The organism is Cupriavidus numazuensis, from assembly GCF_905397435.1.
In the GTDB taxonomy this organism is placed as follows: domain Bacteria; phylum Pseudomonadota; class Gammaproteobacteria; order Burkholderiales; family Burkholderiaceae; genus Cupriavidus; species Cupriavidus numazuensis.
In genome coordinates, this window is the sequence record NZ_CAJPVI010000032.1 from 17,017 (window position 1) to 26,603 (window position 9,587).

8 protein-coding genes are annotated in these 9,587 nt (G+C 65.6%); 5 read left to right on the forward strand and 3 right to left on the reverse strand.

Annotated elements, in window-relative coordinates; genetic code table 11:
• Positions 1-53 precede the first annotated feature (53 nt).
• The 3 genes from rplQ (at position 54) to dsbD (ending at position 2,915) form a co-directional block, all read left to right on the forward strand.
• Positions 54-449, forward strand: coding sequence for a 50S ribosomal protein L17 (gene rplQ, locus KHO41_RS23685; protein ID WP_011299296.1), 396 nt, complete (start codon positions 54-56; stop codon positions 447-449).
• Positions 450-557: 108 nt separating this feature from the next.
• Positions 558-938: a divalent-cation tolerance protein CutA gene (gene cutA / locus KHO41_RS23690; RefSeq protein WP_211955707.1), complete on the forward strand. Its 381-nt coding sequence runs from the start codon at positions 558-560 to the stop codon at positions 936-938.
• Between the two features lie 51 nt (positions 939-989).
• Positions 990-2,915 carry a protein-disulfide reductase DsbD gene (gene dsbD / locus KHO41_RS23695; RefSeq protein ID WP_211955708.1) on the forward strand — a complete coding sequence of 642 codons (1,926 nt, stop codon included), beginning with the start codon at positions 990-992 and terminating at the stop codon, positions 2,913-2,915.
• A 3-nt stretch (positions 2,916-2,918) separates the two neighbouring features.
• Here dsbD and KHO41_RS23700 read toward each other — a convergent pair whose 3' ends face one another.
• The 3 genes from KHO41_RS23700 to yihA all read right to left on the reverse strand — a co-directional run bounded on the left by KHO41_RS23700 (position 2,919) and on the right by yihA (position 6,072).
• Positions 2,919-4,109 (reverse strand): magnesium transporter CorA family protein, encoded by a 1,191-nt coding sequence (locus KHO41_RS23700; RefSeq protein ID WP_211955709.1) that lies wholly within the window; start codon positions 4,107-4,109, stop codon positions 2,919-2,921.
• 15 nt (positions 4,110-4,124) lie between these two features.
• A complete protein-coding gene (gene hemB, locus KHO41_RS23705; protein ID WP_211955710.1) occupies positions 4,125-5,117 on the reverse strand; it encodes a porphobilinogen synthase in 993 nt (330 codons plus the stop codon).
• Positions 5,118-5,385: 268 nt separating this feature from the next.
• Positions 5,386-6,072: a ribosome biogenesis GTP-binding protein YihA/YsxC gene (gene yihA / locus KHO41_RS23710; protein ID WP_211955711.1), complete on the reverse strand. Its 687-nt coding sequence runs from the start codon at positions 6,070-6,072 to the stop codon at positions 5,386-5,388.
• A gap of 447 nt (positions 6,073-6,519) precedes the next feature.
• Here yihA and KHO41_RS23715 point away from each other — a divergent pair, with 447 nt between their 5' ends.
• Together KHO41_RS23715 and KHO41_RS23720 are read left to right on the forward strand one after the other, a co-directional pair.
• The gene (locus KHO41_RS23715; protein WP_011299290.1) at positions 6,520-7,179 is read left to right on the forward strand and encodes a c-type cytochrome; all 660 of its coding nucleotides are present in this window, start codon (positions 6,520-6,522) and stop codon (positions 7,177-7,179) included.
• 155 nt (positions 7,180-7,334) lie between these two features.
• Positions 7,335-9,536, forward strand: a complete 2,202-nt coding sequence (locus KHO41_RS23720) for a cytochrome c biogenesis protein ResB (RefSeq protein WP_211955712.1) — start codon at positions 7,335-7,337, stop codon at positions 9,534-9,536.
• The last annotated feature ends 51 nt before the right edge of the window (positions 9,537-9,587 follow it).

Consider the following 9,587-nt stretch of genomic DNA (forward strand, 5'->3'; position numbering starts at 1 on the left):
CTCCAGGGGTGATAGAAGAGCTGGTCAAACACTCAATCTGAAAAGGAATCATCATGCGTCACCGTCATGGTCTGCGGAAACTGAACCGCACCTCGTCGCACCGTCTCGCGATGCTGCGCAACATGTCCAACTCGCTGTTCCAGCACGAGCTGATCAAGACCACCCTGCCCAAGGCCAAGGAACTGCGCAAGGTTGTCGAGCCGCTCATCACGCTGGCCAAGAAGGACACCGTTGCCAACCGCCGTCTGGCTTTCGCCCGTCTGCGCGACCGCGACATGGTCACCAAGCTGTTCACCGAACTGGGCCCGCGTTACAACGCTCGTCCGGGCGGCTACACGCGTATCCTGAAGTTCGGCTTCCGTCAGGGCGACAATGCGCCGATGGCGCTGGTCGAGCTGGTGGATCGTCCGGAAATCACCGAAGCTCCGGCTGAAGAAGCTGCTGAGTAAGGTTGGGTTCCCGCCCGTCTCCCGACGGGTTCGGACACACCGCTTACAATCGAGCCAGGCAATTTGCCTGGCTCTTTTGTTTTGTGCGCCAGGATTCGGAGGGGCCGGATGCAAGCCAGTAACAGTCCACAAAACGCCGGCGACGGCGACAACGAGGCGGTCATTGCTGTACTGACCAACCTGCCCGATGCAGACGCCGCGGCTCGGCTTTCGCGGGCTTTGCTCGAAGCGCGCGCATGCGCGTGCGTGAACCGTCTTGCGCCCGTGGAATCGGAGTACTGGTGGCAAGGCAAGCTGGAACAGGCCACGGAATGGCCCCTGCTGGCCAAGACCACGCGTGGACGGTATGCGGCGCTGGAGGCTGTGATCCGCGCCAATCATCCCTATGATGTGCCGGAAATCATCGCCTGGCCCGTGAGCCAGGGATTCGGACCCTATCTCGAATGGGTGCGGAGCGAGGTAACTCGCGCCGAGCAAGGCGAGGATTGAGGCGCCGGGCACACAGCATCGCAGAGTGACAGAAAGGATTCAGGAAGGTCTATGAGCATGGGTTTTGCGCTTTCGGCGCGGTCATACGGCGCGGGCTGGGCGCGGCATATTGCCGCAGTGCTGGCGGTGATGGTGGCCTGGTTGAGCCTGGTCGCGGGCGCCCATGCGGCCACGGAAGACGATTTCCTGCCCCCTGAGCAGGCGTTCCGCTTTGCCGCCCGGCAGATCGACCCACAGACCATCGAAGTGCGCTTTGATGTGGCTAGCGGTTACTACCTGTACCGCGAGCGCTTCGCCTTTGCTGCCCAGCCCGACACGGTGCGCCTCGGCCAACCCGAGTTTCCTCACGGCAAGGTGAAATTCGACGAGACCTTCGGCAAGGAGATGGAGACTTACCGTGATGCGGTGGTGATCCGCGTGCCGGTGCAGTCTGCGCCGGCTGATGGCAAATGGTCGCTCGTCGTCACGTCCCAGGGCTGTGCCGACAAGGGGCTGTGCTACCCGCCGATGGAGAGCGTCTACAAGGTCGGCGGCTCGACCTTGGGGAACCTGTTCGCCGACAGACCGCGCAGTGAGGCAACCGTGCCGCCGGCAGCGTCGACCAGACCCAGTACGGAAGCCGTTGCGCCGGCGGCGCGCCTCGACGAGAACGACCGCATCGCCGGCGTTCTGGCCAGCCGCAACCTTGGCGTCGTCCTCGCATTGTTCTTTGGCCTTGGCCTGCTGCTGACCTTCACGCCATGCGTGCTGCCGATGGTGCCTATCCTGTCGTCCATCGTCGTCGGCGAACACGCGACGCGCAGCCGTGCGCTGGTGGTGTCGCTGGCCTATGTGCTGGGCATGGCCGTCGTCTATACGGCGATCGGCGTGGCCGCGGGGCTGCTCGGCGAGAGCCTGGCCGCAGCCCTGCAGACGCCTGCCGTGCTGGCCGCGTTCGCGGCGCTGATGGTGGCGCTGTCGCTGTCGATGTTCGGGCTCTATGAGCTTCAGCTGCCGCAGCATTGGCAGACGCGGCTGACGGCGACGTCCAACCGCCGCCAGGGCGGCCAGGTGATCGGCGCTGCAGCCATGGGGGCGATCTCCGCGCTGATCGTCGGCCCGTGCGTGACGGCGCCGCTTGCCGGTGCGCTCGCGTATATCGCGCAGACGCGCGATGCGGTGACCGGTGGCACCGCGTTGCTGGCCATGGCGCTGGGCATGGGCGTTCCACTGGTGCTTGTGGGTGTTGGCGCAGGCAACCTGCTGCCGCGCGCCGGGCACTGGATGGAGGCCACCAAGCGTTTCTTCGGCTTCCTGCTGTTGGGCGTGGCCATCTGGATGGTGACGCCGGTGCTGCCGGCGTGGCTGACCATGGCATTGTGGGCGGCGTTGCTCCTGGTGGCCGCCGTGTTCCTGGGCGCCTTTGACGCACTTGGCGCCGAAGCCCGCGGTCTGGCGAGGCTCGGCAAGGGACTCGGTGTGCTGGCCGCGCTGGCAGGTGCCATCCTGCTTCTGGGGCTGGCCTCTGGTGGCCGGGATCCGCTGCAACCGTTGGCGCACCTGAACCTCGCGCGCGTCGCCGGCGGTGCAGCGGGAACGGGAGCGGGGGCGGGACCCCAGGCGGTGCGATTTGAGCGCATCCGCAGCGTGGCGGAACTGGATGCGCGCGTGGCCCAGGCCGCCGCCGCCGGCAAGCCCGTGCTACTCGACTTTTATGCCGACTGGTGCGTGAGTTGCAAGGAAATGGAGCACCTGACGTTCACGGACGCCAAGGTTCGGGCGCGCATGTCGGAAATCGTGCTGCTGCAGGCCGACGTCACCGCCAACAACGCCGATGACAAGGCGCTGCTCAAGCGCTTCGGCCTGTTCGGCCCGCCGGGGATCATCCTGTTCGGCGCCGATGGCCGCGAACGGCCCGTGCGCGTGATCGGCTACCAGTCCGCCGGCCGCTTCCTGGACAGTCTGGAGCGTGCATTCGGCACGCGTCCCAGCACCTGAGTCTTACCGCTCCAGTTGCCGCCCAAGCGCCCACACGGCGGCCAGGACCACCACTACGGCGCCCATCAGGCCGATCGACCACCAGAAGCCGTCGGGCTCACGCAGCCACGGCATGCGTTCGAAGTTCATGCCGAAGATGCCGGTGATCAGCGTCAGCGGCATGAACAGCGCCGTGATCAGCGTCAGCGTGCGCATGGTGCGGTTGGTCCGGTGGGCCACCGCTGAAAAATGGATCTGGACTGCGGACTCGATCGAATCTTCGAGCCGCCGCGCATGCGCAAGCACGCGCTGGATGTGCTCCATGAGGTCGTTGATCCGAACGAGCAGCACTTCGTCGCGGCCGGGTGCCTTGTCCGCTGGCTCGGTCGGATCGGCGCTGTAGCGGTTGTCCAGCACGCTGTCGCGGAATTCCTGCAGCGCATCGCGCTGTTCTTCGCTCAGGTGTTCGAGCCTGCGTAGCTGGATGCGTGCATCCAGCAGCCCTTCCCAGCTCGAGAAACTGCGCCGCGAATTGAGCAGCGCGCGTTGCCAGCGGTCGAGCTGCCGCGTGAGTGGCGCGCGCAGTTCGAGATAGCGGTCGACCATGGCGTTGAGCAGGCGCAGCATCAGGTCCTCGGGCCGGCTCGGCGGCCGTGTGCCATGCAGCAACGGGGCGTGGCCATTCGCTTTCGGTGCGATGGGGCGCGGCTCTTGGCAAGATTCCAGCAAGCGCTGGCGTACCTGGTCGATCGTGCGCGACGGGCCCGGCCGGACGGTGACAAGTACTGTGTCGAAGACGAAGAAGGTGACCGGCTGGGTGTCAATCCGGGCCAGTGCCGGCAGGAAGCCGGGAGGATGACGCCGCGCCTTCGGGGCGGCTTCGACCGCTGGCGCCGGCGAGCCGTCCGCCTCGGCGATCGCGCGGCTGGTCTCGAAGGTCAGCTTGCGGAAGATCACCATGTCGTACGCATGCGTCGTGTCGAAATACGACGGATGCGCCGTGTTGGTGGCATCGGTCAAATGCAGGTCGAGGATCGGCGCGCCGGCAAGCTGCCGCACGTTCTCGCGCCAGGCGTCCGGCGCAGCGGACACCTCTTCGATCGAGAAATCGGCCCAGACAAAGCGGGCCGTCGCGTTGCCGCCGAGGAACGCCGCCGCCTCGGCGAGCGAGGCGAGCGGGTGAACCTGGCTGGCCGAAAAGCCTAGCAGCTCCATGCGTGGGGCGTGGCCTCAGCCGGCGAGCAGGCGCGCGGCGTCGCGCGCGAAGTAGGTCAGGATGCCGTCGGCGCCGGCGCGGCGGAATGCCAGCAGCGATTCCATCATCACCTTGTCGTGGTCCAGCCAGCCGTTCTGCGCGGCGGCCTTGAGCATCGCGTACTCGCCGCTGACCTGGTAGACGTAGGTCGGGAAGCGGAACTCGTCCTTCACGCGGCGAACGATGTCCAGGTATGGCATGCCGGGCTTGACCATCACCATGTCGGCGCCTTCCATGATGTCCTGGGCGACTTCGCGCAGCGCCTCGTCGGTGTTGGCCGGATCCATCTGGTAGGTCATCTTGTTGCCCTTGCCCAGATTGGCGGCCGAGCCGACGGCGTCGCGGAACGGACCGTAGAACGCCGACGCGTACTTGGCCGAGTACGCCATGATGCGCGTGTGGATGTGGCCCGCGTCTTCCAGCGCCATGCGCACGGCACCGATGCGGCCATCCATCATGTCGGACGGGGCGACGATGTCGACGCCTGCCTCGGCCTGCACCAGCGCCTGCCTGACCAGGATCTCGACGGTCTGGTCGTTGATCACGTAGCCATTGTCATCGAGCACGCCGTCCTGGCCGTGGCTTGTGTACGGGTCGAGCGCCACGTCGGTCAGCACGCCGAGTTCGGGGAATCGGTCCTTCAGCGCGCGTACGGCGCGCGGCACCAGGCCGTCGACATTGGTCGCCTCGATGCCGTCGGGAGTCTTCAGTGACGGGTCGATGACCGGGAACAGTGCGATCACGGGGATGCCTAGCTTCACGCAGTCCTCGGCCACCGGGAGCAGCAGGTCGACCGACACACGCTCCACGCCCGGCATCGAGGCCACCGGCTGGCGCTGGTTCTGCCCGTCAAGGATGAACACGGGGTAGATCAGGTTGTCCGGGGACAACCGGTGCTCGCGCATCAGGCGCCGCGAGAAATCATCGCGACGCATGCGGCGGGGACGGTACTCGGGAAAGGCAGACATGGCAGCTTGAAGGGGGAAGTTCAGAGGAGGAAATGTGCGGAAAATGGTTCACCGCCGACCAGCGGTGGGCACGCCGTAGCGCATTCCGCAGAAAAACTAAACTTTTGTGCGTGCCCGCTATCATACTCGCGGACACCTTGCGTTGCGCCCCGCGTGGCGCGGTGTCCCCCGCTACTCCTCCCTGAGCGGGTACCCGCCTCAACCGGCGGGAAAGTTCGTCCCCGTTGCTTGCAACGGGGCTTTTTTTTGTCCGCGCGCTATGGTCGTGTCACTCGGACGCGCCCGGCGCAGCCGGTTGTTCTGCGGGCGCCGCTGCCTGTGCTTCGGGCAGTGACAACCAGCCCGCGATGACCCGCTGTGCTTCTTCGATGCCGCGGCGTTTGAGGCTGGAGAACAGTTGGGCGGTCAGGGGCACCGGCGTGGCGAGTTGCTCCGCATAGGCCTCCAGCATCTTCCGCGTTTCGCGCAGGGCCTTGGCGTTTTCGCTGTTGGTGAGCTTGTCGGCCTTGGTCAGCAGCACATGCACCGGCTTGCCGGTGGGCAAGAACCACTCGACCATCTGGCAATCGAGATCAGTGAAGGGGCGGCGAGCGTCCATCATCAGGATCAGTCCCGACAGCTGCGTCCGGGTCTGCACGTAATCGCTGAGCAGCCCTTGCCAGTGGTACTTGGCGGAGCCGGACACCTCGGCATAGCCATAGCCCGGCAAGTCGACCAGGAAAGCGATCGGATCCGGCGCTTTTACCGGGGCCACCGTGAAGTAGTTGATGTGCTGCGTGCGGCCCGGCGTGCGAGACGAAAAGGCCAGGCGCTTCTGGTTGCAGAGGATGTTGATGGCCGTCGACTTGCCGGCGTTGGAGCGTCCGGCGAACGCGACTTCGGGCACCGCCGTGGCAGGCAGGTCGCGCAGATGGTTGACGGTCGTGAAAAAGCGGGCCTGGTGTAGGAGGGACATGCGCTGAAGCGGGTGGGGCGGGCTGATTGCGGCGGGCGCGACATGCGCGAAACGCGGCAACCACGGTCACGCCGAGGTGGTAAGGCTGGCGGCACGGGATCGGCCAGGCCGCCGGAATTGATCCAGCACAGGCACAGGGGCCCCATGGCATCAATCCGGCACATTATTTATTGTACAATACGCCGGTTTACGGTCTCCTGACCGGGTGACGCAGGGCATCCATGGCCGCGTTGCCGGTGACCCGTTCCATCCGGACGGAAGGCCGTGTTTGCCGTTCCATCGTGAGCGGCGCCAGGAAGGCGGGGTCTGCTGCCTGGCGCACCGGCCTGACCGGTTTTTCGGTCGTTGCCACCACGATGCAGGGCCTTGCAAGGGCGCGTCCTCCGCCCGCAAAGTGCCGGCCGGCATGCACTACGGTATTCAATACAATTCAGACAAGGTGTGCGAATGAACCGCATTGCGAAGCTTCTGGGTGTCCTGGTGCTGGCCCTGCCTGCAACCGCCATGACCGGTCTGGCCTCTGCCTCCGAGCAGGCCGCCGCGAAGGCAGATCCGGCAAAGGGCGAAACGCTGTATACGCAGGGCGCGCCCGATCGCAATGTCCCCGCCTGCCTGAGCTGCCACGGTGCCAACGGCAACAGCGGCGCCGCCGCCAACCCGAAGCTGGCCGCGCAGCATCCCGAATACGTCCACAAGCAACTGGCCAACTTCAAGGACAAGTCGCGCAATAACGCGATCATGTCGCCGCTGGCTGGCGCGCTGAACGACCAGGAAATGAAGGACATCGGCGCCTATCTTGCCAAGCAGCCGATCAAGCCGGCCACCGCCAAGAACAAGGACACGATCGAAGCCGGCCAGAAGATCTACCGCGCGGGCATCGCCGCCAAGGGCGTGCCGGCTTGCGCCGCCTGCCATGGCCCGACCGGCGCCGGTATTCCGGCCCAGTATCCGCGCATTGGCGGCCAGTGGTCCGATTACACCGAAGCTCAGCTTGTGGCATTCCGCCAGGGCACCCGCAAGAACAATCCGGTGATGACGACCATCGCCGCCAAGATGTCGGACGCCGAGATCAAGGCCGTGGCGGATTACGTCGCCGGCGTTCGCTAAGTCGTTCCGCGCCGGCCGGACGGTTGGCCTGCGCCTCGCAGGAGCGGGGCACGAAGCAGGATGAAACCGTTGGCGTCGGCAACAATCGAAGAGGGTGGCCTGCTTGCCAAGCATGTCCACCCTTTTTTATTTCAAAGCTTACTGCTGCACTGCACATGTCGACCGCTTCCACTTCAGGCCTGCACCTGAAGACCCCCCACCGCGTGTTGCGCGACGCGGTCGAATTGTTGTCCTCGATGCGCTTTGCGATTTCCCTGCTGACGGTGATCGCCATTGCCAGCATCGTGGGTACCGTGCTCAAGCAGAACGAGCCGTACCCGAACTATGTGAACCAGTTCGGGCCGTTCTGGGCCGATGTCTTCCATGCGCTGTCGCTGCAGAAGGTCTACGGCTCGTGGTGGTTTCTGCTGATCCTGGCGTTCCTGGTGGTGTCGACATCGCTGTGCCTCGTGCGCAACGCGCCGAAGATGATCGTCGACATGCGTTCGTGGAAGGACCATGTGCGCGAACGCAGCCTGCGTGCGTTCCACCATCGCGGCGAATTCAATGCGGCGCGGCCGCGCGCCGACGCCACGGCTCGCGTCACGGCGTTGCTGCGCAATCGCGGCTACCGTACCCGGCAGGTCGAGCACGAAGGCGCGACGCTGCTTGCGGCGAAGGCGGGTGCGGCGAACAAGCTCGGCTATATCCTCGCGCATACCGCGATCGTGGTGATCTGCATCGGCGGTCTGCTCGATGGCGACATGCTGATCCGCGCGCAGATGTGGTTCGGTGGCAAGACGCCGATTCGCGGCAACGCGGTCATCAGCGATATCCCGCCGCAGCACCGGCTGTCGACCAGCAACCCGGGCTTCCGCGGCAATGCGTTCGTGCCTGAAGGCTCGACCGTCTCCACCGCGATCCTCAATATCGCGGATGGCGCACTGGTGCAGGACCTGCCGTTCAACCTCACGCTCAAGAAGTTCACGATCGATTTCTATCCGACCGGCATGCCCAAGCTGTTCGCGTCCGACGTGGTCGTGACCGACCGCGCCACCGGCAAGCAGACCCATGCGACGGTGAAGGTCAATGAGCCGCTGATCGTCGACGGCGTCGCGATCTACCAGTCGAGCTTCGAGGACGGAGGCTCGCAGCTGAAGTTCGTCGGCTATCCGATGCAGGGCACGGCCCACGGTACGTTCCCGTTTGCCGGCACCGTTGGCGGCAACGCTCCGCTGACCGGCACGGGCCTGGCCGCAGACACTGAAGGCCTGACCGTCGAGTTCAGCGACTTCCGCCTGATGAACATCGAGAACGTCACCGATGCCTCGGGCAAGCCCGACGTGCGTGGCGTGGCGCGCAAGTCGTTCAACGAGACCATCGAGTCGCACCTGGGCGCGGCCGCGAGCGCGCAGAAGGAAAAGACGCTACGCAATGTCGGGCCGTCGGTGCAGTACAAGCTGCGCGACCGCAACGGCCAGGCACGCGAGTACAACAACTACATGGTGCCGGTGCAGCTCGATGGCCAGTCGGTGTTCCTGGCTGGCATGCGCGAGTCGCCCAACGAGCCGTTCCGTTACCTGCGCATTCCCGCCGACGACCAGGGCAGCGTGGCCGACTGGATGCGCCTGCGCGCCGCGCTGCAGGACCGCGGCATGCGCAGCGAGGCGGCGCGTCGCTTTGCGCTCGCGTCGATGCCGGGCGCGGACAAGGCCGAACTGCGTGGCCAGCTTGCCGAAAGCGCACTGCGCGCGCTGGACCTTTTTGCCGGCGCGACCCGCCCGAATCCGGATTCCCCGCCGGGCGGCTTCACGGCGATCGCGTCATTCCTCGAAAAGTCGGTGCCGGCGGCGGAGCAGCAGAAGGCCGCCGATGTGTTGCTGAAGATCCTCAATGGCTCGATGTGGGAGCTGTGGCAGATCGCGCGCGCGCAGGACAAGCAGCCGGTGGTGCCCAACAGTGCGCAGAGCGGCGCATTCCTGCAGCAATCGATCAACGCGCTGTCGGACAGCTTCTTCTACGGCGCGCCGGTCTTCCTGCAGCTCGACGACTTCAAGGAGATCAAGGCCAGCGTGTTCCAGATGACCCGTGCGCCGGGCAAGAACATCGTGTATCTTGGCTGTCTGCTGCTGGTGCTGGGCGTGTTCTCGATGTTCTATATCCGCGAGCGCCGCGTCTGGGTCTGGATCAAGGATCCGGGACACCATGCGGACGCCACCGTGCCAACGGAAGCGGCAACGCCAGGCAGCCATGTGCTGATGGCCATGTCGACCCAGCGCCGCACGCTGGACTTCGAGAAGGAATTCGTCGCCTTGCGCGACGACATCGGCCGCGCGGCCGGGGCGGAAACAGACACCTCGGCGCAGGCGCAGCATTGAACCCGTCGGGCCGGACCGTGGCGATCGTCTCCGGTTGCCGCCCGGCTTTTG

Coding starts and splice junctions, on each gene's coding strand:
- hemB (WP_211955710.1), bottom strand. CDS start 5,117: ATGTCTGCCTTTCCCGAGTACCGTCCCCGCCGCATGCGTCGCGATGAT.
- KHO41_RS23700 (WP_211955709.1), bottom strand. CDS start 4,109: ATGGAGCTGCTAGGCTTTTCGGCCAGCCAGGTTCACCCGCTCGCCTCG.
- yihA (WP_211955711.1), bottom strand. CDS start 6,072: ATGTCCCTCCTACACCAGGCCCGCTTTTTCACGACCGTCAACCATCTG.
- KHO41_RS23720 (WP_211955712.1), top strand. CDS start 7,335: ATGTCGACCGCTTCCACTTCAGGCCTGCACCTGAAGACCCCCCACCGC.
- KHO41_RS23715 (WP_011299290.1), top strand. CDS start 6,520: ATGAACCGCATTGCGAAGCTTCTGGGTGTCCTGGTGCTGGCCCTGCCT.
- rplQ (WP_011299296.1), top strand. CDS start 54: ATGCGTCACCGTCATGGTCTGCGGAAACTGAACCGCACCTCGTCGCAC.
- dsbD (WP_211955708.1), top strand. CDS start 990: ATGAGCATGGGTTTTGCGCTTTCGGCGCGGTCATACGGCGCGGGCTGG.
- cutA (WP_211955707.1), top strand. CDS start 558: ATGCAAGCCAGTAACAGTCCACAAAACGCCGGCGACGGCGACAACGAG.